General features: G+C 60.2%; 24 protein-coding genes. 8 read left to right on the top strand and 16 right to left on the bottom strand.

From position 1 onward, the window contains the following. Positions 1–249: 249 nt before the first annotated feature. Positions 250–570 (bottom strand): hypothetical protein, encoded by a 321-nt coding sequence (locus tag ACILSE_RS21715; protein ID WP_395719566.1) that lies wholly within the window; start codon positions 568–570, stop codon positions 250–252. Between ACILSE_RS21715 and ACILSE_RS21720 the strand changes: the two genes are divergently transcribed. Then, positions 472–699, top strand: a complete 228-nt coding sequence (locus tag ACILSE_RS21720) for a hypothetical protein (protein ID WP_395719543.1) — start codon at positions 472–474, stop codon at positions 697–699. The two genes, ACILSE_RS21715 and ACILSE_RS21720, sit on opposite strands and share 99 nt — an antisense overlap. Here ACILSE_RS21720 and ACILSE_RS21725 read toward each other — a convergent pair. Next, entirely contained in the window at positions 602–1780 is a 1179-nt protein-coding gene (locus ACILSE_RS21725; protein WP_395719544.1) for a Fic family protein, read from the bottom strand. The genes ACILSE_RS21720 and ACILSE_RS21725 overlap by 98 nt on opposite strands. Positions 1781–2355: 575 nt before the next feature. Between ACILSE_RS21725 and ACILSE_RS21730 the strand changes: the two genes are divergently transcribed. Beyond that, positions 2356–4857: a c-type cytochrome gene (locus tag ACILSE_RS21730; protein WP_395719545.1), complete on the top strand. Its 2502-nt coding sequence runs from the start codon at positions 2356–2358 to the stop codon at positions 4855–4857. Between the two features lie 30 nt (positions 4858–4887). On the opposite strand, the gene ACILSE_RS21735 is transcribed toward ACILSE_RS21730, so the two are convergent. Next, positions 4888–5766 (bottom strand): sugar phosphate isomerase/epimerase family protein, encoded by an 879-nt coding sequence (locus tag ACILSE_RS21735; RefSeq protein ID WP_395719546.1) that lies wholly within the window; start codon positions 5764–5766, stop codon positions 4888–4890. Between the two features lie 133 nt (positions 5767–5899). Here ACILSE_RS21735 and ACILSE_RS21740 point away from each other — a divergent pair, with 133 nt between their 5' ends. The 5 genes from ACILSE_RS21740 (at position 5900) to ACILSE_RS21760 (ending at position 9266) form a co-directional block, all read left to right on the top strand. Beyond that, positions 5900–6100 (top strand): zinc ribbon domain-containing protein, encoded by a 201-nt coding sequence (locus ACILSE_RS21740; protein WP_395719547.1) that lies wholly within the window; start codon positions 5900–5902, stop codon positions 6098–6100. Positions 6101–6167: 67 nt separating this feature from the next. Next, positions 6168–6548: a hypothetical protein gene (locus tag ACILSE_RS21745; RefSeq protein ID WP_395719548.1), complete on the top strand. Its 381-nt coding sequence runs from the start codon at positions 6168–6170 to the stop codon at positions 6546–6548. A 67-nt stretch (positions 6549–6615) separates the two neighbouring features. Continuing rightward, positions 6616–7710 (top strand): dihydroorotase, encoded by a 1095-nt coding sequence (locus ACILSE_RS21750; RefSeq protein WP_395719549.1) that lies wholly within the window; start codon positions 6616–6618, stop codon positions 7708–7710. A 14-nt stretch (positions 7711–7724) separates the two neighbouring features. Beyond that, positions 7725–8399, top strand: a complete 675-nt coding sequence (gene tsaA / locus ACILSE_RS21755; RefSeq protein WP_395719550.1) for a tRNA (N6-threonylcarbamoyladenosine(37)-N6)-methyltransferase TrmO — start codon at positions 7725–7727, stop codon at positions 8397–8399. 15 nt (positions 8400–8414) lie between these two features. Further along, positions 8415–9266 (top strand): phosphotransferase, encoded by an 852-nt coding sequence (locus ACILSE_RS21760; protein WP_395719551.1) that lies wholly within the window; start codon positions 8415–8417, stop codon positions 9264–9266. Between the two features lies 1 nt (position 9267). Here the strand turns inward: ACILSE_RS21760 and ACILSE_RS21765 are convergent, their stop codons facing one another. Then, positions 9268–10455 carry a Gfo/Idh/MocA family protein gene (locus ACILSE_RS21765; protein WP_395719552.1) on the bottom strand — a complete coding sequence of 396 codons (1188 nt, stop codon included), beginning with the start codon at positions 10453–10455 and terminating at the stop codon, positions 9268–9270. Between the two features lie 42 nt (positions 10456–10497). Here ACILSE_RS21765 and ACILSE_RS21770 point away from each other — a divergent pair, with 42 nt between their 5' ends. Next, entirely contained in the window at positions 10498–11898 is a 1401-nt protein-coding gene (locus ACILSE_RS21770) for a neutral/alkaline non-lysosomal ceramidase N-terminal domain-containing protein (protein WP_395719553.1), read from the top strand. On the opposite strand, the gene ACILSE_RS21775 is transcribed toward ACILSE_RS21770, so the two are convergent. The 12 genes from ACILSE_RS21775 to ACILSE_RS21830 all read right to left on the bottom strand — a co-directional run bounded on the left by ACILSE_RS21775 (position 11858) and on the right by ACILSE_RS21830 (position 24143). Continuing rightward, entirely contained in the window at positions 11858–12751 is an 894-nt protein-coding gene (locus ACILSE_RS21775; RefSeq protein WP_395719554.1) for a TIGR03915 family putative DNA repair protein, read from the bottom strand. The two genes, ACILSE_RS21770 and ACILSE_RS21775, sit on opposite strands and share 41 nt — an antisense overlap. Further along, positions 12748–14055, bottom strand: a complete 1308-nt coding sequence (locus ACILSE_RS21780; RefSeq protein ID WP_395719555.1) for a putative DNA modification/repair radical SAM protein — start codon at positions 14053–14055, stop codon at positions 12748–12750. The genes ACILSE_RS21775 and ACILSE_RS21780 overlap by 4 nt, the downstream gene beginning before the upstream one ends. Before the next feature lie 65 nt (positions 14056–14120). Then, positions 14121–14711, bottom strand: a complete 591-nt coding sequence (locus tag ACILSE_RS21785) for a hypothetical protein (RefSeq protein WP_395719556.1) — start codon at positions 14709–14711, stop codon at positions 14121–14123. 11 nt (positions 14712–14722) lie between these two features. After that, positions 14723–16336 (bottom strand): NosD domain-containing protein, encoded by a 1614-nt coding sequence (locus ACILSE_RS21790; protein ID WP_395719557.1) that lies wholly within the window; start codon positions 16334–16336, stop codon positions 14723–14725. Then, on the bottom strand, positions 16333–17217 hold the full coding sequence (locus ACILSE_RS21795; protein WP_395719558.1) for a sugar phosphate isomerase/epimerase family protein: 885 nt from the start codon (positions 17215–17217) through the stop codon (positions 16333–16335). The genes ACILSE_RS21790 and ACILSE_RS21795 overlap by 4 nt, the downstream gene beginning before the upstream one ends. A gap of 47 nt (positions 17218–17264) precedes the next feature. Beyond that, positions 17265–18065: an SDR family NAD(P)-dependent oxidoreductase gene (locus ACILSE_RS21800; RefSeq protein WP_395719559.1), complete on the bottom strand. Its 801-nt coding sequence runs from the start codon at positions 18063–18065 to the stop codon at positions 17265–17267. 127 nt (positions 18066–18192) lie between these two features. Then, the gene (locus ACILSE_RS21805) at positions 18193–19986 is read right to left on the bottom strand and encodes an endo-1,4-beta-xylanase (RefSeq protein WP_395719560.1); all 1794 of its coding nucleotides are present in this window, start codon (positions 19984–19986) and stop codon (positions 18193–18195) included. Between the two features lie 112 nt (positions 19987–20098). After that, the gene (locus tag ACILSE_RS21810; RefSeq protein WP_395719561.1) at positions 20099–20743 is read right to left on the bottom strand and encodes a cyclase family protein; all 645 of its coding nucleotides are present in this window, start codon (positions 20741–20743) and stop codon (positions 20099–20101) included. 12 nt (positions 20744–20755) lie between these two features. Beyond that, positions 20756–20977 carry a hypothetical protein gene (locus ACILSE_RS21815; protein ID WP_395719562.1) on the bottom strand — a complete coding sequence of 74 codons (222 nt, stop codon included), beginning with the start codon at positions 20975–20977 and terminating at the stop codon, positions 20756–20758. 9 nt (positions 20978–20986) lie between these two features. After that, a complete protein-coding gene (locus tag ACILSE_RS21820) occupies positions 20987–22486 on the bottom strand; it encodes a PQQ-binding-like beta-propeller repeat protein (protein ID WP_395719563.1) in 1500 nt (499 codons plus the stop codon). Positions 22487–22576: 90 nt separating this feature from the next. Then, positions 22577–23209, bottom strand: a complete 633-nt coding sequence (locus ACILSE_RS21825; protein WP_395719564.1) for a hypothetical protein — start codon at positions 23207–23209, stop codon at positions 22577–22579. Between the two features lie 73 nt (positions 23210–23282). After that, on the bottom strand, positions 23283–24143 hold the full coding sequence (locus ACILSE_RS21830; protein WP_395719565.1) for a hypothetical protein: 861 nt from the start codon (positions 24141–24143) through the stop codon (positions 23283–23285). Between the last annotated feature and the right edge of the window lie 133 nt (positions 24144–24276).

Genomic DNA, 24276 nt, shown 5'->3' on the forward strand with positions numbered 1-24276 from the left:
ATTTAGGAATCTATGGCTCTTATAACACGGGCCAGCTTGGGCACCGCCAACTGATAGCTTGGATGTAATTCCATTCTTCTCGCTACACCAGTTGCTCTATCTGTACAATTTTAAAACACGCCCTAGCGATCAATAAGGGAAGCAGGGTGCCAAAATCACCGCCCCACCCTCTTAGTCACCTTCCGCCTCGCCGATTCGCTGCCGCATGAACTCCTCGACGACTGGCTTCGCGCTTCTTCTTCGCTCAAGCTACGACGAACAAGCCGCGACACCTTTCTCGCCGCGAATCCACCACCCTGGGACGACCTCACCGAAGCCTGCTACCACGGCCCGTTCTCCGACAAGCTCGACGAACACCTCGCCGCCGCCCACGGCTCCTGCGCCCTGCGTGATCCACATCTCGCTCAAATCGTCGCCGACCGCCTGCATCACTTCGACGGCCAGCGCTACGACCTCTGGAGCTACGTCATCATGCCCAATCACGTCCACGTCCTCTTCACCCTCCGCGATGGCGAATCGCTGCCCGACACGCTGCAAGGCTGGAAAGGCGTTTCGAGCCGTCTCATTCACAAAGCGGCCATCGTGAGATTGCCACCCCTGCTTACACCGGGAGATCCTGATACAGTTTGGGAAAGTAGGATTCGAGGACATTGGAATCGAAGACTAGACTCAACGATCCTTTGGGTGATGGGGTGCTGAGAAGACCGGCATCCAGGGCTTTACGGATCAATTTGGTGCCAGTTGCAGGACTCACGCCCGCAACGCGAGTGGCAGTGGTGCGATCAATTTCGCCATCCACCAGCGCTGCTTTTAGAATTCGTCCAATTTGCTCCCGCTCCTTCAAACTCCACTGCGGGTAGGTGAGATGAAGATGGGCTTCCATGCGGGCTATCAGCGTCTGTAAATCAAGAAGCGAGGCCATGAAGTCGATTTGATCGATCATGCAACGCATGAAAAACAAGCAGAAGTCAGCCAGACCTTTGTCCGACAGGTTGCCGCGACCATCAAAGTCATTCAGCCTTCCTTGATCGGCTGCACTCAGATGGCGGTAGTATTCATCCTTCTGCCGTGCGAGTCCTCGTGAGATCGTCCAAAGCCCACCCCCATCCGCCTTGCAACGAATGAGCCAAGCCTGAGAGTGCAGTCGCGCCACGCGACCATTTCCATCTCCGAAAGGATGTATCCAGGCAAGACGATGGTGTGCTGCCGCGAGGGCGATTAACTGATTGGTGGCCAGGATCCGATTGCTGTCATAGAAATCGTCAAACCGCTTCATAAAATCAGGCAAAGAGGCGTAATGGGGGGGCTGATGACCTCCAACCTCCACTTCAAAGGCTCTTAGCTGGCCGATGTCGATTTTGTATTTCGTTCCATCACGGCGCTCTCCAAAGTGAAGCTCCTCCGGAAGACGACTGTAAAACTCGTGATGCAGCCAGCAGATGAACTCAGCGCTCTGGATTCGGAGATCCGGTTCCTGTTCAAGCCGTGTCCGCATCAACAACTCCACCGCGATGTGGGCTTTTGAGAGGAACTGATTGGCACGCTTGTCCGAGTTGTCAGAGAAGTCATCCCGCATGGCTTGCTCAATCTCTTTGGGGAACGTCTTGTGCCCCTCGATGAGGTTGGAGTAGTAACTGTTCATTTCATGAACTAGCGCAGCGATTCGCTGCCGGGAAATGAGCGATGGCACCCTTTGCGTGAGTGCTTGAGATCGTCCGATCACTTCCACAGTCAACTCAGCCAATTCGTGCCGACTTGAACTCGGCAAAAGAGGCTCCATGGACGTGGGCTGAATGTATAAATCTACTTCCTTTGGCACGGCATTTATTAATATAATTAGGGATCTATTATCTGTCCACAGGAAGCCACATCCTTCTTCTGGCGACGCCAGAAGAAGGATGTGGCTTCCTGTGGACCATGTCAACATCAATATTTATATCAATAAATAGCCCTATCTTGATCAAATAACAATGAATTGATTCCGTCCGCAAAAGAACCCTTGTGGCATGCAAATGACAGCAAACCGAATCCCCGCATGGCAGCAACAGGGCGACTCTCAGTAGTTTGTGGTGCGCTTGGGCTTCGCAGGTTTGCTCAGAAGTGTCCGGCGGAGTTCATCCGCCTCGCCGATTCGCTGCCGCGTGAACTCCTCGACGGCTGGCTTCGCGCCCGCGACGCCTTCCTCGCCCCGAATCCACCCCCCTGGGACGGAATGAGGCGGAGAAGCTGCGTAGCCGCGAAGCGAATCTCCGCGCTCCCTTCTTGCAACCCGATTGGCCTGCGGCGCTGAAGATCACCGGATGCAGGGTCGTATTGCAAAAGCCGCGTTCGCGGCCACCGATGAATTTTCCACGCATGTCTCTCTCCCGGATCCTCGCTCTGCCTGTCTTGTTTTTGGCCTCCACGGTCCTCGCCCAAAACGGAGGCTCAGGGGTGGCGGTGCCGCCTTCGTTGGTCCCGGCGGAGCTGGTGCCTGACACGCGGGCTTTGTCGGCGGAGGAGGAACTGAAAAGCTTTCAGGTGGCACCGGGCTATCGGGTGGAACTGGCGGCGAGTGAGCCGCTGGTGGGCGATCCGATCTTTGCGCAGTTTGGGCCGGATGGACGGCTCTGGGTGGTGGAGATGCGGGGTTATATGCCGGACATTCACGGCAACCGCGAGGATGAACCGGTGGGCCGGATCGTCATCCTCACCGACACCGATGGCGACGGGCGTTTCGATCAAAGCAAGGTCTTCCTCGATCAGCTCATCATGCCGCGCACGGTCCTGCCGGTCGGCGATGGCGCGCTGGTGGGCGCACCGCCGATGCTGTGGTATTGCCCGGACAAGAATGGCGATGGCAAGGCAGATGAGAAGATCGTGGTGGCGCAGGATGCGGGCGCGCAAACCATCCCTGGCCGCCCCGAACTGGCGAACCCGGAACATGGCGCGAACTCGCCGCTCTGGGCGCTGGACAACTGGATCTACTTTGCGGAATACGCGGCGCGTTTTCGCTGGAGTGGCGCGGGTGCCTTTGAGCGCAGCATCTCCTCCATGCGCGGCCAGTATGGGCTCAGCCAGGACGACTTCGGCCGTCTCTATTACAACTTCAACTCCGGCCACCTGCAGGGCGATATGTGGCCCTCCCATTACCGTTTGCGCAATCCGCACTTTGCGAAGTCCGGAGGCCGCATCAACCCGCCGGTGAATCAGGCCGTGTGGCCCATCCGTGTGACGCCCGGCACGAACCGCGCCTACATCCCGGAGAACATGGCGGGGCACAAGATCAAGAACTTCACCGCCGCCTGCTCCCCCTGGATTTACCGGGGCGATCTCTTCCCGGCGGATGCGCTGGGCAATGCCTTCGCCTGCGAGCCAGCGCTGCATCTCGTGAAGCGAGACACCCTCACCCTCGAACAAGGCAAGCTCGTGGCACGTGAAGCCTACCAGCAGCGGGAATTTCTCGCGTCCACGGATGAGCGCTTCCGCCCTGTGAGCATGACCACGGGGCCCGATGGAGCGCTTTATGTCGTCGATTTTTACCGGGGCATCATCCAGCACCGCATCTCGCTGAGTCCCTACCTGGAAAAGTACATCCAGGACCACGACCTCGTGGATCCGCGCGGCATGGGACGGATCTGGCGCATTGTGCCTGAAAAGGCGAAGACACGTCCGGCACCGAATCTGACGAAGCTTGGTAGTGCCGAGCTCGTCCCGATTCTCGCTCACGCGAACTCGTGGCACCGCGAAACGGCGCAGCGCCTGCTCGTCGAACGTGCGGATGCAGCGGTCGTCCCCGCGCTGAAGGCTCTCACGCGCGGCGATGTCGCGCTCGGCCGTCTGCATGCTTTGTGGACGCTCGACGGCATGGGCAAGAGCACCTGGCCGGTGATCGAGAAAGCGCTCGCGGATACCGATGCCCGCGTGTGCAACGGTGCCGTGCGAATCGCGGAAGGTTTCTTCGCCGGAGAAGGTCGCGCTGCGGCAGTGACCAGGCTCATCGCTCTCTCCGCTACCGAAGCGGACTCGCAGGTGCAGACGCAAATCGCCCTGACGCTGGGCGAGTGCAACGACTCGGCCGCCGATCAGGCCATGGCGGCGATGGCCAGCCGCGTGCCCGATCATCCTTATCTATCCGAAGCCATCCTCAGCGGGATCAAAGGCCGCGAGCTGGAACTGCTGGAGCATTGCCTCGCCACCGGAAGCGGCAAGACGCTGATCACAAGCCTCGCGGGCTGTGTGGCTGCCGAACGCGACCCAGCCCGTGTCTCACGCTTCCTGGCACTCGCGGAAAAGGCCGGTGCCACGCCTCGCAAAACGCTGCTCGCCGGCTTCACCGCCAATGCGGCGGACTTCACCCGCCGGAAGGTGAAACTCGAAGCCAAGCCTGCTTTTCTCAACACGCCTGGCACCGAAAAGGTGGCCGACATGCTGACCTGGCCGGGCAAGCCTGTGCCCGCAGGCTTCAAGCCGCCGCGCCCGCTGACGGCTGATGAGCAGGATCGTTTTAAGATGGGCAAGGCGCTGTACTCCGGCATCTGCGCGGGCTGCCATCAGCCGAATGGTTCAGGCCTCGATGGCATCGCCCCGCCGCTGATTGACTCCGAATGGGTCACGGGCTCGCCCGAACGGCTCGGCCGTATCGTCCTCCACGGCGTGCGCGGCTACCTCACGGTCAAAAAGAGGCGTTACCAGCTCGACATGCCTCCGCTGGGCGCTTTGGGCGATGAACCTCTGGCGGCCATTCTCACCTATCTCCGGCGCGAGTGGGAGCATGGCGCGGAGCCGATCTCACCCGACTTCTTCAAAGCGATCCGCGAAAAGGAAGCACGACGCACCGATTCCTGGACGGAACAGGAGCTGCTCAAGATTCCGTGACAGTGACTCGCTGAAAGGAGCAAGCCTTACTCACGCCAGCGCCTCGCGGCAATACTTCACGCACTTCTTCACCTCGGCGACGGCAGTGGAGCCTTCGGGGATCTTGTATTCGAGCTCGATCTCGGCGGGGAAGGTCCACTTTTCCTTTTTCATGAGCTGCAGCACTTCCTTGATCGGCGTCTGGCCTTTGCCCCACTCCACGTTGCCGCCGTCGGCGGTGCGGTCTTTGAGGTGGAGGTTCGTGATCCGGCTGTGATACTTCTCCAGCACAGGGATTGGCGATTTGCCCTTCGTGCCGGCGACGTAGTGGCCGATGTCGAGATTGAAGCCGATGTATTGGCCGAGATCGAGGATGGCGTCGAATTTGTCCATCTCCGGCAGGTTGTTCGTGTGGTTGTGAAAGCCGACCCAGATCTTGTGCTTGTCCGCAAACGGCGCGACACGCGCGGCGAGCACGGCATTGCGCTCCGTGGTCACCGCCGTGCAACCGAGAGCCTTTGCCACGAGGAAGTTGAACTCGATTTCCTCATTCGACTGTCCGAAGCCCATCTTGTGGATGTGAATGTTCACGCCCGCGTCGTTGAACATCTTCCGCATCTCAACGCACTTGGCGATCTGCTGCTCCCGCTCCGCATCGGTGATCTTGCCGCCTTTGATGCCTGCGAAAAGCTGCGTCGGCCCGCCCATGAGTTCGGTCTCGCTGAGGCCATCTTCGACCAGCGCCTTCAGCGTTTCCTCCGCCGTCTTCGCCATGCTGCGATAGCTGTAAGTGATGCAGCCGACGCGCACGCCATTGAAGACCGAGTTCGGCTTCTCAGCCGCCGAAGCGAATCGAGGAAGCGAGAGGCCAGTGGCGGTGGCGAGAGCGGTGCCGAGGAAGTGGCGACGGGAAAGCGGGTGCGAGGTCATGAAGCGTGAACGACGAAGCAGGGCGGCTTTTGCCGAAATCGCGGAGAAATCATCGGTGCGGAGGCCTGGTGCATTTTGAAGTTGAAACGTGAGGGCCTCCCAACACGATTTCTGGACCCCAAACTTCATCACCATGGCCACCTACGTTTACGAAACGATCCCCACGAATCCCGAAGAGCAGCCGCGCCGCTTCGAGGTGCAGCAAAAGATGAGTGATCCGGCTTTGACGACCGATCCGCAGACTGGCCTGCCGGTGCGCCGCATCATCACCGGCGGCAGCGGGCTCGTCACGCATGGCGCGAGCATCCTTTCGATGAAGACGCGAGGGAGGTGAGCCGGCTCTTTCCAGCGAGAGTGCTCGACAAGGCCCGCTGCTGCGACCAAAGCGATCTTCCTGCCCGATGAACGACCATCCTCTGCCGAAGCTTCGCAACCAGCTCCTCAGCCTTCACAAGATCCTCATGCTCGCGGAGCGTGCGATGTATGAGAATAAGGGTAACGTCATCCAGTCGCCGAATCACTTCCTGCAACTGCTGATGTCTGATGAGCGGTTCGCCTGGCTGCGGGAGCTGTCCCAGCTCATCGTGATGATGGATGAGGCCATGGAGGAAAAGCCGCCGATCACCCGCGAACGGGCCGATGCGCTGGTGAATGAGGCGAGGCAGTTGCTCACCGGCCAGGAGAAGCCCGGCACTTTCGCCGTGCGATATGCCGCCCTGATGCAGCGCGTGCCCTCCATCGCCGCAGCGAATGCGGAGATCTGCAAAAGTTTTGCTCCTTGATGGGGCGGAGCGGTCTTGGCAAGAGATGATGATTGATCGGCGGCGGTCGCAGGCTAACGAAGCCTGCATGACTCTCACGCTTCCCAAGTGGTTCGACCTGCACACACACTTCCGCCAAGGCCCGGCGATGCCTTCGTATGTCCAAGCGCATCTCGACATGGGCTGCGCAGGCGCTTTGGCGATGCCGAACACGCAGCCGCCGGTCTCGCGTGTGTCTGGACCAGCGAAAAGCGATGGCTGGAGCATCGAAAGCTACTCAGAGGAGCTGCGTTCGGCGGGCGCGGCTGCTTTTGAGCAGCTCATCGTCCCGCTTTACCTCACGCGGCAGACCACTGCGGCGATGATTCGCGAAGGCGCGGCCTCCGGGCTGCTACGCGCCTGCAAATACTATCCCCCGCATGGCACGACGAACTCGGAGCATGGCATGCCGATGGATGACCTCACCGGCGGCGAGGTGTTTCGCGCGATGGAGGAGTGCGGCATCGTGCTCTGCATCCACGGTGAACAGCACGCGTTGAGCGGCCCGGATTACATCGACGCGCATCAGAACGCGGAGACGCGGTTCTACTCAGAACGCATGCCAAGGCTGCTCGCGGCGCATCCGAAGCTGCGCATCGTGTGCGAGCACATCACGACACGCGTGGCGGCGGAATTTGTCACTGCAGCTCCGGACCATGTGGCAGCAACGATCACGCCGCAGCATTTGCTCTACACGCTCGGGCATCTGATCCAAGGGCTGAAGTATCATCTCTATTGCCTCCCCGTGGTGAAGTTCGAGGACGACCGCATGGCGCTGCGTCAGGCGTCAATGGAGGAAGGCCAGCACAAGTTCTTCGCCGGCACAGACAGCGCCCCGCACACCACGAAGGCGACCGCCTGCGGCTGCGCGGCCGGTTGTTTCACCGGTGGTTGTGCGCCACAGCTCTACGCGATGGCGTTTGAGGAAGCGGGAGTCGATCTGAGCTCCGCAGACGGCCAGGACGCCTTCAAACGCTTCCTGTGCCTGAACGGACCGGCATTTTATCGATTCCCGGCATCCACCCAGACCTTCCAGATGGAAAAAGCACCGTCACAGACAGCCATCCTCGAAACTCCCGCTGGACCAGTCACGCCATTGCCGACTGGCATGGGTATCGAGCTCGCGTGGCGGATCATCGGGTGAAAATGATTCCGCGCATGACCTCGCTTAACGTCATCGCCACGCTGCGCACCTGCTACACCGACAAATTCGGTGTGCCTCGCCAGTCCGGCCTCGTACCGTCCGCATGGGGCGTGATCGAGTTCGAGCCTGCCTTCCGGCGCGTGGAAGCGGTGCGCGGCATTGAGGAGTTCAGCCACTTGTGGCTCATCACGCGCTTTCATCTGGTCGAGGAAGAGCCTGCGTCGCTCACCGTGCGTCCGCCGAAACTCGGCGGGAATGAAAAGCGCGGCGTGTTTGCCACACGCTCGCCCTTTCGGCCGAATCGGCTCACGCTCAGCGTGGTGAAACTCGAGCGTGTCGAATACGAAGGCCCGGACGCGCCGCGGCTTTTCGTCAGCGGCGTCGATCTGGTGGATGGGACACCCGTTTTCGACATCAAACCGTATGTGCGCTACGCCGATTCAGTGCCGGAGGCCCGGAGCGGATTCGCCGACGTGCCGCCCCCTCCTGTTCCGGTGATCTGGGGGTGTGAAAGCGCCGTTCCAACCGATGTGAAGCTCATCATCGATCAATCGCTGGCCCTGCAACCGCAACCCGCTTATCACGACGAATCAGACCGGCTCTACGCGACCGAAATCGCGGGCTGGCGCGTGAAATGGATCGCACGTGAGGATGGCGCGCATGTGCGGAGTTGCGAACTCGTCGGGTAACGGCCATCTCGGCGCATGCAGACCACTGAACTCGCCATCCGCGCCGCGCGTGAGACCGCGCTCGCACACGGCATCACGCCGGACCGTTGCGACATCCTTCAAAACGGCAGCACACTCGTTTTGCGGCTCACGGATACACTCGTCGCGCGAGTCGTGCAGGATCGCGACGGGCCGCGGCAGGGCACGGAGTGGTTTGAGCGTGAAAACGCCATCGCGCTGCATCTCACGAAAAACGGCGCGCCGGTCATTCCGCTGCATTCCGGCCTTCCGCCAGGTCCGCACGAGCATCTCGGCTATCCGATCAATTTTTGGGAATTCGTCACGCGCATCGATGCGGAGCCTGATCCGCGTGAAATCGGCCTCACGCTGAAAAAATGCCACGAAGTGATGAAAACCTTCCCGCAGCCGCTTCCACGGCTCGCGATCATCTCGGAGAGCTTGGCCATTTTGAACGATCGAAGCCTGTTTGAGGCCGCCACACAAGAAATGCTGCGCAAACACCTCCAAACCTCGCTGGAAGTGCTCGCCGCGTATCCGCAGCAGCCGCTGCATGGCGATGCGCATGCCGGAAACCTCATGAACACGACGCGTGGCCTGCTCTGGACCGATTGGGAGGACACTTTTGCCGGTCCGGTGGAGTGGGACGTGGCCTCCATCATCTGGAACGCGCTGATCCTCGATGAAGACCACGCCACCGTATCCGCGATCCGCGAAGCTTACGGCCCGGTGGATGAAATCGCGCTCCAGCAATGCCTCGTGGCCCGCGCGGCCGTCATCACGGCCTGGTATCCGATTCTGTATCCGAATCCGAACGCCGACCGGCAGGAAAAACTGCGTCGTCGCATCGAATGGCTCGCCGCGCGCTGATTCAGGCCGCGATCAACGGATGCGTGCGCTTCACGAGCGGGAATTCGATGCGTTTGCCTTCGATTCCGGCCTGAAACACGCCATGTGCCATTTCGATGGCCTTCATCGCGCGTTCACCGGAGCCAAGCGGCTCGCGCTTTTCAGCAATCGCCTCCAACCAATCGCGCACGACGCGTCGATGCGAGGCATCGTAGCCACTGAGACCTTCAAACGTGACTTCGCTGGCCGGATCGACGCCTCCATTCCAATCCTGCCAGTTTTCCACGCGCGTGGTGGCGCTGCGATTCGGCTCCTTCAGCAGTGAAATGCCGGGCGCGAAGCCGGAATTCAGCCGCACAATGCCGCGTGTGCCGATGATCTCCATGCCGAACGGCCCAGCCGCCTTTTCCAAGCCCACGCGACTGCGAAAAGTGACGTTGATGCCCGATTCCATCGCGAAATGCGCGGAGATGTCATCGCCGACGACCAGCCCGACTTTGTCAGAGGGCGATTCCTTCGCGTCAGCGAGTGTCGCAGGCTTTCCGTGATGCTGAATGCTTGCCTGGCACCACTTCACCTCGCCCGCGAAGAGCCGCGCGAGATCGAAGACATGCAAACCAAGCACCATCATGTCCTGACCACCGGCGCGGTCGCCCATCTTTCCAACGGTGTGGATCTCCAAGAGATCGCCGATGAGTCCCTCGCGCAGTGCTTTCTCCAAACACCGCACGGCAGGAGCCATGCGCGTGACATGTGCCACGGCGACGCGGAGATTTTTTCGCCGCGCGAGGCCCACGATGTCATCCGCCTCCGCCAAGGTGATGGTGAAGGGCTTTTCGAGATACAAATGCGCACCTGACTCCAGCGCGGCCATCGCCATCGCGTGATGTTCCGTCGCCCAACGCGGGCCGATGGCCACGAGGTCGGGTTTTTCCTTCGCCAGCATGTCTCGGTAGTCCGCATAGCCCTTCGTGGCACCGCACGCGGCCTGCGCCTTCGCGCACCCACCTTCATGCGGGTCTGCCACGGCCACGACGCTGACATCGCTCATGTTTTGAAACACACGCTCGATGCCGTGGCCATAATCCCCTGCCCCGGTATGGCCGATGATGGCCGCTTTGAGCTTCGTGACGTTCGCGGCAGGCAAGGCCTGCGTTGCAGCCCATGCGGTGCTGCCGAGAAGAAGTTGGCGTCGGGTGCTGGTAGTCATGGTGAAGGGAATACGAGCCGGGAGGCGTTGGTTTGGCATCGCATGAGATCTCTCTTCCTCGCTTTCCTCGCCCTGCCCTTGCTCGCCACCGCCCAGGACAAGCCTGTCTTCAAAGCCGGTGCTGCCACGAGCAACATCACACCGCCGCTGAGCATGGAGATCGTGGGAAACTTCGCGCCGCGGCCCCTCGCGAAGCATGTGCATGATGAGCTGCATGTGCGCTGCCTCGTGCTCGATGATGGCACCACAAAGCTCGCCTTTGCCGTGGCGGACACGATTTCGCTCGGACGCGATGTTTGGGACGAGGCGAAAAAGAAGCTCGAAGCCGCCACGGGCATCCCGGCCGCAAACATGATGTTCTCCGGCACGCACACGCACTCGAGCGTGTCAGCCATCACGAACAAAGATCCCTCGCTCGATTACCGCAGCTTCATCATCTCCCGCGTGGTGGATGGCGTGCGGCGAGCGCTGAACAATCTGGAACCGGCCCGCATCGCGTGGGGCACTGGAAAAGTGCCGCAACATGTCTTCAATCGCCGCTGGCTGCTCAAAGAGGGTGTCACGAACGACAACCCGTTTGGAGGTAAAGATCGTGCAGTGATGAATCCGAGTAGCCTGCTGCGTCCACGACTTGCCGGACCTGCGGGGCCGACGAATCCCGAGGTGTATTGCCTCTCTGTGCAGGCTGCCGATGGCCGCCAGATCGCGCTCATGGCGAACTACTGGCTGCACTACGTTGGCGGCGTGAACAAAGAAGACCTCTCCGCGGATTACTTCGGCGAATTTTGCCGCCGCATCGAAGAAAAGGCCGGCGCACCCTGCGTCGGCATCCTGGCGAATGGTCCCTGCGGCGACGTGAACAACAATGATTACAGCGGCAAAACGCCCGCTGTGAAACGCGAACCCTATGAGAAGATCAAACTCGTCGCTGGCGACCTCGCGCAGGAGGTCTTGCGTGTGCGCGAGACGCTGAAGCATCAAGACTGGGTGCCGCTGAAGGCCGCGGCGAGCGATTTGGAGCTTGGCGTGCGTCGTCCGACACCGGAGATGATCGCCTGGGCTGAAAGTGTGCTCGCCAAACCCAAAGATGCCACGCCCACGCATCGTCTGGAGCAGCCGTATGCCGAGCGCACGCTCGCCGCACGCGATGCGAAGCCAGACACCGTGCAAGCCGTCATCCAGGCCTTCCGCATTGGCGACCTCGGCATCGCGTCGATCCCGTTTGAGGTCTTCACGGAGATCGGCCTCGAAATCAAAGCCCGCAGCCCTTTCAAAGACACCTTCACCATCGAACTCGCCAACGGCAGCAACGGCTATCTCCCCACACCGAAGCATCACGACCTCGGCGGCTACGAAACGTGGCTCGGCACGAATCGCGTCGAACGCGAAGCCTCCGTGAAGATCACCGCGCGGGCTCTGGAGATGCTGGAGCGGGTGAAGTGAGCCCTTCCGGCTTTTTCCGCAGCGACTTCAGATAGGCGTTGTTAGGCACTGACTTCACAGGCCGCTCGGGCGTGTCGATCATCGTCTGCACACGCTTTTCGCTGCCGTTGATGAGGCCGGCGATGATCTCGGCCTCGGGGAGGTTCTTCCAATACTTCTTCGGCATCTCGGATTGCATGGCCTGCACCTTGAGGCGGGCGGGATTGAAGATGCTGCGGTAGTAGGTGCGCCACAGATCGTCGTGAGCATCGGCGTCGGGAGCGTCGTGACGGCTCATGCCGGGCATGAAGGTGAGTTTTTCGCCATCCCAGCTCACGCACTCGTCGGGCGTCAAAATGGACCACTCCATGCCGGCGAAGCGTTTCTCGAAAAACGGCGCGGCAAGGCGTGTGATGCGATATTCGGGCTCAAACCACGCGACGAATTGCTCGCGGCCATTTTGCTCGTTCACGCCGACGAGGCGGAAGCGCACGAAGGCGTGCATCTTGTGGATGTCGCGGCTCACGGCCTTCGCCCACATGTTACACTGATGCATGTCGCGGTCGGAAGGCATGGCGAGGAGGTGTTTTTGGCCGCCAAGCGTCAGACGATGCAAAAGACGATACAGGATGGCAAATCGGCGTTCGTCGGTGTGAGCGCACACACTGGACGCGAGGCGCAAAAAGTCGGCGGGGACCTTCACGGAGGCGTTGGAGGCGATTTGGTAGTCCGCAGGCTCTTCGGCGAGCAAACTGGCGGTTTGCGAGGCATCCACCCAATCGACATTTTCCGGTGCCACGCCCTGCCGCAACAGTTCGCGAGCCTTGGAGCGCCAGGCTTCGAAGGTGGGCTGGATTTGGGCGGTGTGAGTCATATCTGGCCACTGAGTGCCATCGCGGCATCAGCGGGTGTGGTGGGTGGCGGCGAGTTGAAGTTCAGTTCGAGCTGGCGTGGGCCAGGGAGAAAGTGCTGGCGGAGATTCGTGCTTTCGAGCAGCGCGATGCGAGGCCGGTGGTCAGCAGCGACGATGAAAGGCATCACCTTTTTAAGGTTCACCCGCATGCGCTGCAGATCGGCGAGCGTGAGGCTGGCCCAGCGTCGCGCGGCGAGAATGCGGGCAACATTGACGGTGCCGAGGCCGGGGATGCGCCACAGCAGCTCCTGCGAGGCGCGGTTGATGTCCACGGGGAAGACGGATCGGTTTCGCAAAGCCCAGGCGAGCTTGGGATCGAGGTCGAGATCGAGATTGGGATCTTCTTTGGGCAATAGCTCGCCGACATCGAAGCCGTAGAAGCGCAGCAGCCAATCGGCCTGATACAAACGGTGCTCGCGCACGAGCGGCGGTGGCTTGATGGGCAGCAGCACGCTGGGCTCCGGGATAGGGCTGAAGCCGCTGTAGTAAACGCGACGCAGTCGGCAGTCGCGATACAGCTCATCGGCGCGATGCAGCACGAGCGCGTCGCTGCTGTCGTCCGCGCCGACGATCATCTGCGTGCTTTGGCCGGTGGCAAAGGCGGGCGCTTTGACCCATGGGCGGTTCACGATCTGTCGCGCTTCTTTTTTCGCCGCGAGGTTTTCGTCGATGCGCTGGCGGATGCCGTGCATGGCCTGCTTGGTGTTGGTGAGGTTCTTTTCCGGCGCGAGACGGTCGAGGCTCTGCTGCGAGGGCAGCTCGATGTTGATGCTGATGCGGTCGGCGAAGAGCCCGGCCTTGTCGATGAGGGCCTGCGAGGCCTCGGGGATGGTTTTGAGATGGATGTAGCCGCGGAAGTGATGCACCTCGCGCAGTTGCCGCGCGACTTCGATGACCTGCTCCATCGTGTAATCCGCACTGCGCACGATGCCGCTGCTGAGGAAGAGGCCCTCGATGTAGTTGCGTTTGTAGAAGTCGAGCGTGAGCCGCACGACCTCCTCCGGTGTGAAGCGTGCTCGCTGCACATTGCTGGAGCGGCGATTGATGCAGTAGTGGCAATCGTAGAGGCAGGCGTTCGTGAGCAGCACCTTCAGCAGCGACACGCAGCGCCCATCCGGCGTGTAGCTGTGGCAAATACCCATGCCGCCGGTGGAGCCGATGCCTTTCCCGTCCCGCGAGTCCTTCCGCGCCGCGCCGGAGCTGGCGCAGGACGCGTCATACTTCGCCGCGTCGGCCAGGATTTCGAGTTTGCGCGTGAGATCCATGAGTTCATCCGAACAGTGCATCAAATACTCCGTTCGTCACGCCTGGAGCGCAAAATTCTCGCAGGTCAGCGTGCCGTGGCACTGCTCTTCAACTCCGTCACCGAAGCCGGATCATACTTCGCGCCCTTCGACACCTGGATCAGTGTCATCCGCACCTTGGTTGGGAAGAATTTTTCGGGATCGGGCCGCTTGTGGGCGTGGAAGTTTTTGTCGTCCTTGAGGACAAGGTGCATCTCCTTGATGCCCTGGCTCCAGATGATGTCGTTGTTCTGCCAGAACTTCGTCATGTCGAGATCCTTCTCGATCACGCCCGTCTTCGAATACGCCCTCGTGCCGATACAACCGTAGCCGTGGTTCTGTCCTTTGTAAGGGATGTAGCACACGCTCCACGACGTGGGTTGGTCGCCCGCTGGTTTTTCGAGCACTTCCAGCCGCAGATGCACCGTCCCGTTGCGGTAATCGACCGGTGCCGTCCAGTCCTTCGGACGCTGTTGATTCAGGCGGTCGTCTTTGAGATAGTAGTGCGACTGGCTCGGCTTCGAGTTCAACGCATCCTCCTGCGTGAAGGTGAAAGTCACATCAAAAAGCACGAACTGCTCAGCATCAGCCGAGGTGACGAAAGCAAGCGCGAAGAGAGTGATGAGGCGGAGGAGCATGGTGGAGAGCATTAACGCCGCCCGTGATTAAAATCGACGGGCTTCTTCACGGTCTTCGCGCCGAGGTTGCCTTCGATCATGCTGTGGATGCAGGTGGGATCGACGACCACTGTGACGGGCTTGTTTTGGAAGGTATTGCCGGTGAAGACGAGGTCGTGGCCGTTCGGGGCGAAGGTGACGGCCTCCTCCGGACAGTGTTCTCCGAGTTGGAAGATGTTGTCCTTCACGATGATGGGGCCGTAGGTGGCTCCGGGTTCATAGAGGGTGAAATAGAGCTCGGGGAAGCGGCCGGGCTGCGCGGTCTGGAAGGCGATGCGGCCGAGACGCGGATCGGGATCGTTCTTCGTGGTGTTGTTGATGAAGACGTTGCCGGTCATGATGAAGTTCACGGGCTGGTTGATCCATGAGCCGCGACCGCCGCCGCGGAAGGTGTTGCCAGTCATCGTGACATCGGTGCAGCTTTTCTCGACGCTGATGACGCGGCTGCCGTTCGTGCCATCGACGAGATTGCCGGTGATGGTGGCGTTCTGGCAGAACTCGGCCAAAAAGAACGCGCCCATGCGACTGCCGAGGATGTGGTTGTTCGCGAAGACGATGTTTCGGCAGCGCTGGATGTGCATCGTGTCGCCGATGGCGCTGAGCTGGCAGCCGGTGACACGCACATCGCGGGCACCAACGATGTCAAAGGCACCTTTGCCAGGTCCGCTGCCCGTCGGGGCATAGGCACCGAGGTAGGCGGCATTGATGAGGAAGATCAGCGAGCCTGCTCCCGCTTCGCCAAACTGGACCGGCGCACCACCGAGAGTCTCTGACACACGCACAAAATCGGGCGTGGACTCGATCACGAAATACTGGCGGCCGCGCACGAGGCTCTTGGGCAGATCTTGGCCAGTGAAGGTGATGACCTCCTGCGGCTCGTCCGGCTTGCTCACGACCAGCGGACGCGTGGTGTTGTCGAAGCGAACCTGATCACCGCGAAAGGTCACATCGCGCATCAGATCGGTGCGGAAGTATTTCTTCGCCCGCTCGACCTCCCATGGTTCGTAGTGCTCGGGGAAGGTCATGATCTGCCACAGGTAGCCGTAGTCCCACATGAACTTCCCGCTCCGCAGCAGCGTGCAGCTTTCGACCGCGACACGCTCCGCGTAGTGCTCGACCTCGCTTTCGCTCTTCTTGCCGTATTTGCCATGCACACCGATGACCGCGGCGGCCATCCCGTTGGACTTCACCTCGCGAAAAAGCAGGTCATGCGTGCCTCCGGCTACAGTCGTGGTGATCTCGATGCCCTTCGTATTCGCGTTCGGCTCCCAGGTGTTGTACTTCTTCGCCGGATCAAACACATGCCCGATGAACTCACCGCCATGCCAAGCGAGGTGCGCGATGTTTTCCCCAGCAAAAAGCACTACACGAGCCTGATCCGGCAGCGTCTCCGGCAGGATGAAGCGTGCGCCGTGGGCCATGACCGTTGTGTTCGAACGCAGCGAAATCGGCTTCGAGCCATCGAGCTGGTATTCACCGGCCGGAATCGTCACGACACCATGTTTCGAGAACAACGCGGTGAGTTTGGCGCTGTCATCGGCCCAAACGAGGCTGGTGAACAAAAGAGCGGTGAGGAAAGCTTTCATGGCCAGTGCTGCGCGATCTTCTTTTTGAGGAATTCGACGCTCCTCGCGAGCTGCTCCATGCCATCGACGCCGTCTTCGATGCTGATCCAGCCGTTGAAGCCCTTGCTCTTCAGCTCGCTGAAGATGGCGTCGTAGTCGTTGAGGCCTTTGCCGATCTCGCCATGGCGGAGGCGTTTGGCGTAGCCTTGGGCGCCGCCTTCTTCTTTGCGGAGGTCTTCGATGGTGCCCTCGGCGAGGTAGCGGTCGCTGGCGTGCATGGTGACGACGCGGTGTGAGACGCGCTTTAGCAGCTCAATGGGATCTTCACCTGCGAGGTAGGTGTTCGAGGGGTCGTAGTTCACGCCGAAGTTCGGATGATTCACCGCATCGACGAGCTTGCAGAAGACATCCATCTTCTGCGCGAACTCGGGATACTCCCAAAAGTCGTCTTTGTAGTGGTTTTCGATGATCAACGTGATGCCGCGCTCCTGCGCATACGGCAGGCAGGCATAAATCGAGTCGGCGGCGAGTTTGACGCCCTCATCCAGCGTCAACTCCGGCCGGCGCTGCCCGCTGAGCACGCGGCAGTAGCTACCGCCGAGCGTGTGCGTCATGTCGATCCAGCGTTTTTGTTTCGCGATCTCCTTTTCGCGGAAAGCGGCGTCAGGATGCGTGAAGTCGGGCGAGCAGCACATCATCGGGATCACCTTGCCGGTGTCCTCGACCTCTTTGCGAAAGCGCGGCCAGTTTTTCTCATCGGTCATCTCCAGAAAGCCGGCATACCATTCCAGCCCTTGCACATCGAGCGTGGAGGCGAGCTTGATCCATTCGGAGACGGTCATCGTCCCTTCTTTGCAAAGGGCGACCATGAAGGCTTTCGGGAAGGCGGCGAGTTTGGGCATAAGGATGAAATGACGAATTCAAAATGAGGAATGACGAATGCGAAGACTCACTTCGCCGGAATCGTGCTCGCGTCCTTCGGCGGATTGCGACCGATGAAGGGGTGCTGCTCCAAATCGAAGACCTGGCCGCTGATGGGGCCGCATTCGTCGGCGAGGAGCCAGGTGGCGCAGGCGGCGATCTCGTCGGGCCAAAGGATGCGTCCGGCGGGGGCATAGACTTTCGGCAGATCGGCATACCAGTCGTCTTTGAGGCCGTGGGAGCGTTTGCGCTTGGCCTCGTTCTCGGTCAGCACCCAGCCGGGGTTGATTTGATTCACGCGCACACCGTCCTCGCGCATGAGCGTGTCGCCCAAGTTGCGAGTGAGGGTCATGAGAGCGCCTTTGGAGACGCTGTAGGGCATCAAATTCGGCTCACCACTCCACGCGTTGACGCTGCCGATGTTGATGACGCTGCCGTGCGCGGCACGCAGATGCGGCAAAGCGGCGCGGATGAGCAGGTAAGGCACCACGCAGTTGATCTCGAGCATGCGGCGGAACCACTTGGCGTCCGTGTCGTGGATGTTGCCGAGTCCGACCTGCGCCGCGTTGTTCACCACGGCGTCGAGTTTGCCAAAAGCGCTGACGGCCTTCTCGACGAGCATTTGCGGCGCATCCTCTTCCGCGAGGTCTTTGAGCACGAGCACCGCATTTCCTTCGCCAAGCTCCGCGAGCGTTTCCTGGCCCAAATCGGCCTCCAGGCCGTGGATGAGCACTTTCGCACCTTCGGCGACGCAACGCTTCGCGATGGCCTTGCCGATGCCGGTGACGCTGCCGGTGATGAGGATGACTTTGTTTTCGAGTCGGTTCATGGAGGTGCGGAGCATAACGAGCCTCGCGCCTATTTCACCACGACAAAGTGTGTGTGAAATGCGGCATGCAAAGTGGCTGCGGCTTGACCCGCATTCCGTGAATCTTCGGTTAAAGCCGAAGCCACATTTACTTCAGCGTCACCGTCGGCTTGCCGCCGTTCGTGGCGTGCTTGGGCTGGAGGGTGGCGGTTTTACCGTCGTGATCGACGGTGATGTCATACCAGCCGTAGTAGGCGCTGAGCGGGGCCTCGCCTTTCGCGTCGGTGACGAGGTCGGCGGTGGTCCACCACTTCGTTTTGACGAGGTCACGCCACACCTTCACCGCCGGGCGCTCTGTCCAGTCGGCTTTGAACATGGCGGCGGTGGGCTTCCAGTGGCGGGTCTCCCAGAAGCCCCAGATCACGAAGCCGGTCATCTGCGGATGACTGAAGGCCATTGTGAGCATGTCGCGCAGATGATCGGCATGCAGTTGGTCGTCGAGCGTCTGCAGATCGTATTCGGTGACGGTGAGATGTTTCACCAGCTTGCCAAAGGTCTGCCAGTTGTCCCACTCGTGCGTGATGTCGGGGATGGCGTAGTCGCTGAAGTGGCTCTGGAAGCCGCAGCCGTCCGGCGTGACGCCTTTTTCAATCATGTGCTTGATGTGCTTCTCAAAGCCCGCGGTGCGATCGGGATTGAAGGTGTCCTCATTCACAAAGAGCAGCTTGTCCGTCATCGCGTCCATCTTGCGATAGATCTCGGGGTAGAAGTCCTTGCCGATGATGTTGTAGAGCGCATCGGCCTCCACAAACGGCACGGGATGGTTCAGCGCGTCCCATTCATCGACATACGGGGCGCAAAACGGCAGCACAAAGCGGAAGTGGCGATCATAACGGTCGAGCAGGCCGACGACGCCGCCCTTGTCGAGCGCGGTGCGTGCCCACGGCTCGACATAACCCCACACGAGGTAATGACCGCGCGTGCTCATCTTGCGATCCTGCGCCCATTGCAGCATCCACTGCACCGCAGCACCGGTGCGACGGCGGCCCGCATCTTCCCAAGGCTTCGCTGGATCGCTGTCGGCGTCGATGTTGCCCACGCGCAGACCGTTCTCCGGCACGAGACGGCTGAAAAGCTCGTCCACTGTGTCGCGGTAGCGAATCTGATCCGCAGCGGGCAGAGTCGTGCCGAGACCGGAGAGAAGTCCGACATCCACCGCGCTGCCAAAGCCGAACAAATGCCGCTTCATCGCCACTTTCACCTTCGCACCCGCGATGGGTTGGCCCGCTGCATCGACGACGCGGATCGTGAGCCTGCCCTGACGCAGTTTCGCGATGCGTTCATCGGCTTCCTTGCGCCACGGCGCGTCGAGTTCGCGACCACCATAGGTCACCTTCATGCGCGGTGCTTTGAATACATCGAACCCGGCGGGGAACGTGTAGATCTGAAAATCCGCCACCTCGATGCTCTGCTTCGTTTCGCCCGCGTTCAGCTTCGCCAGGCCCGCGCCCGCCGGCACCGGATGCGCGGCGGTGAAGCTAAAAAAGCTCGTATCCCATTCTTTGCCGATCACCCACCCCTTCCACAGCGGCGTGTTTTTGTAGTCCTGCGTGTTCTGCACCGCGAAGGTGATGCGCCCCTTGCCGTCCTCCTTGTCGCTGGAAATCGTCCGCGCCTTGATCACCGCGAGACAAACCGTCCCCTCCGCCAGCGCTCCTTCAAAGCGACGGCTCACCGACAGATTGTAGCTCTGCGCCAGTTTCCCCGGCGAATCGAGCCGCCAGCCCTTCTCCGTCTGCGTGATCGTTCCTTCTTCAGGCTTCGGCTTCGTCGGCACCAGCGGCACATCCGGCAGCAAGGCCTTCGCCTCCGGCGGCAAAACGGGTTCCTCCGCGTGAAGCGCGGCGAGTGAGAAAAGAGCGATGAAGAGCTGTTTGAGCATGGTGTGAGGATGATCGATGAATGAAAAACCGGGCCGACAAAGGCTGTGCGAAATGCGTCGAGTAAAGTAGCTGCGGCTTTAGCTGCATTCAGGGAATGCGAACGGGTTGTTTTTACACGACCGCGAAGGCCCGCACGGGAAAAGTGCCGAACGCTTTGACTTTGGGCGGCACAGCAAAGAATTGAAAACCCGAATCAGGAAGCTGTTCGAGCCCCGTCATGTGCTCGACGATGGGAATCTCCGCACCCAGCAGCGTGCTGTGCACGGGCCGTGTTTTGCCGCGCGTGTCGTCAATGTTGTAGGAGTCGATGCCGACGAGCTTCACGCCGCTTTGCTTGAGGTAAAGCGCCGCCTCTTCGGTGAGGAACGGGTTTCCCTCGAAATAAGCATCCGTGCGCCAGTGCCGATCCCAACCGGTTTGCACGAGCACGGCCTTGTTTTGCAAATCGAGACCTTCAAACGCTTCCCGAGCAATCGCCATGGCATGACAACGAACCACCACACCCTCCAATCCCGCAATCGAGGTCAGCGGCAGTTCGGAAAGGTCTTTGCCGTCGGCATAACGATGGAACGGCGAGTCCAGATAGGTCCCCGTGTTGGCCACCATGTCGATGCGCCCTATGTGAAACTCGGTGCCCTCCGCGTAAAAATTTCGTGATGCCTCGCGGCTGAGGTAATCACAGATCAAGGGCGCAGGCAGCCCCCGATAGGTGATCATGCCGTGCTCGATGGTGTGGCTGAGGTCGATGGGGTTCATTTTCTTAGCAGATCATTCATGGCTTCGTGAAAGCGACTTTTTCAGCACGAGCGGCAGCTTGGATTCGGACTGGTGCCACTCGCCCTTCAGCTCGTCCTTCGTTTCATTCCACAGCCCCTCAAAATGGGCCGCCATGTCTTCGATTTCCAAACGCACCTTGCCATCAAGTTGGCCGACACGAGAAAGGTCGATCTTGGCGTTGCCTTGATCAAGACTGGTCAGGATGCCCTTCATATTGCCTCCTTACTCGTGGATGGAAAAAAGGACGCGTAGTTTTTTGCTGCCGACTTCGAGCGTGCCATGCCACTCTCCCACCAAGGCTGGGTCAGCTTTTTTGAGCACCCTGGGTGGCGGTTCCTTGGCGGCACTTGTTTGGGAGGAGAGCTTGATGCCTTCCGAGCGACTGCCTTCGCGGAGAGCGATGAGGGCATGTCGCGTTCGATAGATCAGCATGCCATCGCTGATGGCGGGAGTCGCCATGCAGGTCTCGGGCAGCTGATGGATGCCGATCAAACGCAGTTTCGGTTCCACCGCGACGACGAAGACATTGCCAAGCTCGCTGGTGAAGTAGAGGCTTCTGCCATCGGAAACCGGTGATGCCGTGAAGCCCTGTCCCCGCTGCGAAAGGCGTTCACTGAAATGAATCGTCCCGCTCTTGGCATCAAAGCAGGAAAGAACGCCCAGATCGTTGCAGGCAAAAAGCAGATCACCCACGACGATGGGTGTCTGCATGTAGTTCCCTTTTCGACCGTGCGCCCAGGCGATGTGGGAGTTTGTTTTTCCGGGGTCTTCAGGCGTGATGTCACCTGTGGCTTCGGGGCGGATCGCCCTGATGGGCCGCCAACTGCCATGCGCACTGGTCAGATAAATGAGTCCATGCGCAAAGATGGGCGTCGGCACCGGGATGTCGCCACCTCCATCAAGAGTCCAAAGCTTCGAGCCCGTAGCAAAATCATAGCCGGCAGTCTCATGCCAGCCGTTCGCCACAACTTGCGTGCGCTCTTTCGTTTGAACGAGCGTGGGCGTACCCCAGGTCGGCACATCGGTTCGCGAGGTGCGCCATAACTCGCGTCCATCAACGATGTTAAAAGCCGCGATGAACGAGCCCTTTTGCACATCACACTGCACGATCACCTTTCCATCATGAATCATGGGCGAGCTGCCAAAACCCCACTGCGCAGAGGGTGAGGCAAAGTAGCCCGAGTCCATGGGGCCGAGGTCTTTTCTCCAGAGCAGCTTACCCTCCGTGTCGAAACAAAAGAGCCCTTCGCTGCCAAAGATGGCCACAATGTGCCGCCCATCTGTCGCTGGCGTGGAGTTGCAATGGCTCGCCTTCGTGTGCCGACGCACTTTCGGCACGGCTTTCAGGGCAAGCTGATTCCAGAGGATCGCCCCAGTTTTCTTGTCGAGGGCCAGCAACCTCCACTCTTGAGCCTCATCGTCGTTCGCTGAGCCGATGTCGCCATAGAGTCCGACTTTCAGCTCTGCCTCTTTGGAGGCGATGGCGGTCGCCACATAAATCCGATCCCCCGTCACGACCGGACTGGAATGGGCGAGCCCCGGAATCGGCGTGTGCCAGCGCACGTTCTCGCCACTCTCCACATTCCACTTGATTGGCAAGCCTGCCTCAGATGCCACACCTCCAGCTGCCGTTCCTCGGTATTGCGGCCAGTCGGCCAAAACAGCCAGAGGGCTCATCGTAAACGTGAGCAGGATACCGAGAAGAGGATGGGACTGTTTCATTTTCAATGTGGATTGCCATCTGTCGTAAGGAAAGTGGCTGCGGCTTCAGCCGCACTCAGGAAAGCTTCGGCTAAAGCCGAAACCACTTTGCTACTCCTGTCGCTGAAGTTCCAGGCTGAGGTCATAGCCGCCGTCATCTGCAACAGCATCAGCCTGCAAACTCAGCGACAGCATGGACTCGTTCGAGTTGCCGATGGAGATGCTGGCATGCTGACCTGGAAGCATCACCACGGTGGGCGTGGTGAGCATGTCCACGCCGCGAGTGCTTTGAAGGGCGCTTTGCAGCCCACGCAACCGCTCGGGAGCGATGGCGCTGTAGTTTTCGAAGTCGAAAATGTCGGGAAACAGGTCCTTGGCCTCCGCGTCCGACACGGCTTCATCGGACAAGTGCAGTAGCTTGGACGTCATCTTCACATGCCCCTCAGGAGTCGTCTCCGGCGTCACGATGGCCATGCCATTCATGCCGGGAGCAATCTCCCAATAGCCCAACACGGCCGATTCACCCGGCTTGAGGCGGATTTTGCCCTTCGAGGTGATTTGGAGCAGTTTTCGAGCTGCGGGTGGTTTTTCGGCTTTCGGCGGAGTCGGAGCCGATAGGCTTGTTTGGGGCACATTCGGGATTTTGGACACGGGAACCGGCTCTTTCGGCTGAAAGGCCGTCTGCATGAGCCACAACGCGATGAGGCAGATGACGATGCAGATAAGGACGATGGAGCGGCGCATGGGTCTTAAAAAGTGGCTGCGGCTTTAGCCGCATCAAGAAGCGAATGATTCGGCTAAAGCCGAAACCACTTTCTCAGCGCCACACCTCGTCCTTCGCGGGATCGCCGGGGACATCGAGGAGCTGCACTTTGTTGATGCTGGTGAAGCGGGCGTGGTCGGTGAACTGGCGGACGATGCGTTTTTGCTCGTCGAGTTCAAAGAACTGGGCGGTGGTGGCGAGGTAACCGTGGCCGAGCCAGTTGATGACGAGGGTGTGGCCGTCGGGCAGGCGCTGGAAGCCGCTGATGAGGCGCAGCGGGTTGTTCGGCACGTCTTGGGTGCCGAGCTTCCACACGGTTTTGCCTTCGCGGTCGAGTTCGAGCATGGCCTCACCTTCACCGCAGGCGATGAGGAGGTTTCCGTTGGGCAGTTCGCGGACTTCGTGAGGATCGCCGGGCGTCGGGATGGTGCGCAGGAGTTTGCCGTCGGCGCTGAGTTCGAGAATGGCGCGGTCGCCTTTGGCGCTGATGAGGTAGCGGCCATCCTTGGTGCGACGGCAGCCGCGCATTTGATCATGCGTGTTCGCCGTTTTCACCGGCACGGCGATCTCGCGAACGATCTGGCCATCGCGACCGACTTCAATGAGTCGCTTCGTGCCGCACTCGACGACCATGACGTTGCCATCGGGCAAGGGCTGGCAGCCGTGGACCTCGGTCTTTTCCGGGGCGCGATAGCTCCAGACGACCTTGTGATCGAGCGTGACCTCGCGTGCGCCGCGCAGGTGGCTGAAGAGGATGTTGCCATTCGCGAGCATCCACACGTCCTGCGGTTTCTCGGCGGGATGCTCCCACTCCACGCGACTATCGGCGGCGATGATGGCGACCTTGTTGCCGCCGTAGTCGCTGACGAGCAAACGACGGCCAAAAGGTGCGACATGCGGCGCGACGACTGGCACGGGATCACTAGGGCGTGTTTTAAAATTGGTTTCTGAGGGATAAAGTGCAGATGGCAAGAAGGACAAAAGCCATGAATGAAACATCGGTTTTGTCATACCGGGTGGCCACGCGTTGCATGCGTTTGATCTTTTC

Source organism: Prosthecobacter sp. (genome assembly GCF_044236155.1).
Lineage (GTDB): Bacteria > Verrucomicrobiota > Verrucomicrobiia > Verrucomicrobiales > Verrucomicrobiaceae > Prosthecobacter.

Coding starts and splice junctions, on each gene's coding strand:
- ACILSE_RS21740 (WP_395719547.1), top strand. CDS start 5,900: ATGGCCACCTACGTTTACGAAACGATCCCCACGAATCCCGAAGAGCAG.
- ACILSE_RS21725 (WP_395719544.1), bottom strand. CDS start 1,780: ATGGAGCCTCTTTTGCCGAGTTCAAGTCGGCACGAATTGGCTGAGTTG.
- ACILSE_RS21720 (WP_395719543.1), top strand. CDS start 472: ATGCCCAATCACGTCCACGTCCTCTTCACCCTCCGCGATGGCGAATCG.
- ACILSE_RS21820 (WP_395719563.1), bottom strand. CDS start 22,486: ATGAAACAGTCCCATCCTCTTCTCGGTATCCTGCTCACGTTTACGATG.
- ACILSE_RS21760 (WP_395719551.1), top strand. CDS start 8,415: ATGCAGACCACTGAACTCGCCATCCGCGCCGCGCGTGAGACCGCGCTC.
- ACILSE_RS21730 (WP_395719545.1), top strand. CDS start 2,356: ATGTCTCTCTCCCGGATCCTCGCTCTGCCTGTCTTGTTTTTGGCCTCC.
- ACILSE_RS21765 (WP_395719552.1), bottom strand. CDS start 10,455: ATGACTACCAGCACCCGACGCCAACTTCTTCTCGGCAGCACCGCATGG.
- ACILSE_RS21815 (WP_395719562.1), bottom strand. CDS start 20,977: ATGAAGGGCATCCTGACCAGTCTTGATCAAGGCAACGCCAAGATCGAC.
- ACILSE_RS21810 (WP_395719561.1), bottom strand. CDS start 20,743: ATGAACCCCATCGACCTCAGCCACACCATCGAGCACGGCATGATCACC.
- ACILSE_RS21785 (WP_395719556.1), bottom strand. CDS start 14,711: ATGCTCCTCCGCCTCATCACTCTCTTCGCGCTTGCTTTCGTCACCTCG.
- ACILSE_RS21745 (WP_395719548.1), top strand. CDS start 6,168: ATGAACGACCATCCTCTGCCGAAGCTTCGCAACCAGCTCCTCAGCCTT.
- ACILSE_RS21795 (WP_395719558.1), bottom strand. CDS start 17,217: ATGCCCAAACTCGCCGCCTTCCCGAAAGCCTTCATGGTCGCCCTTTGC.
- ACILSE_RS21780 (WP_395719555.1), bottom strand. CDS start 14,055: ATGGATCTCACGCGCAAACTCGAAATCCTGGCCGACGCGGCGAAGTAT.
- ACILSE_RS21750 (WP_395719549.1), top strand. CDS start 6,616: ATGACTCTCACGCTTCCCAAGTGGTTCGACCTGCACACACACTTCCGC.
- ACILSE_RS21790 (WP_395719557.1), bottom strand. CDS start 16,336: ATGAAAGCTTTCCTCACCGCTCTTTTGTTCACCAGCCTCGTTTGGGCC.
- ACILSE_RS21775 (WP_395719554.1), bottom strand. CDS start 12,751: ATGACTCACACCGCCCAAATCCAGCCCACCTTCGAAGCCTGGCGCTCC.
- ACILSE_RS21770 (WP_395719553.1), top strand. CDS start 10,498: ATGAGATCTCTCTTCCTCGCTTTCCTCGCCCTGCCCTTGCTCGCCACC.
- ACILSE_RS21735 (WP_395719546.1), bottom strand. CDS start 5,766: ATGACCTCGCACCCGCTTTCCCGTCGCCACTTCCTCGGCACCGCTCTC.
- tsaA (WP_395719550.1), top strand. CDS start 7,725: ATGACCTCGCTTAACGTCATCGCCACGCTGCGCACCTGCTACACCGAC.
- ACILSE_RS21805 (WP_395719560.1), bottom strand. CDS start 19,986: ATGCTCAAACAGCTCTTCATCGCTCTTTTCTCACTCGCCGCGCTTCAC.
- ACILSE_RS21800 (WP_395719559.1), bottom strand. CDS start 18,065: ATGAACCGACTCGAAAACAAAGTCATCCTCATCACCGGCAGCGTCACC.
- ACILSE_RS21825 (WP_395719564.1), bottom strand. CDS start 23,209: ATGCGCCGCTCCATCGTCCTTATCTGCATCGTCATCTGCCTCATCGCG.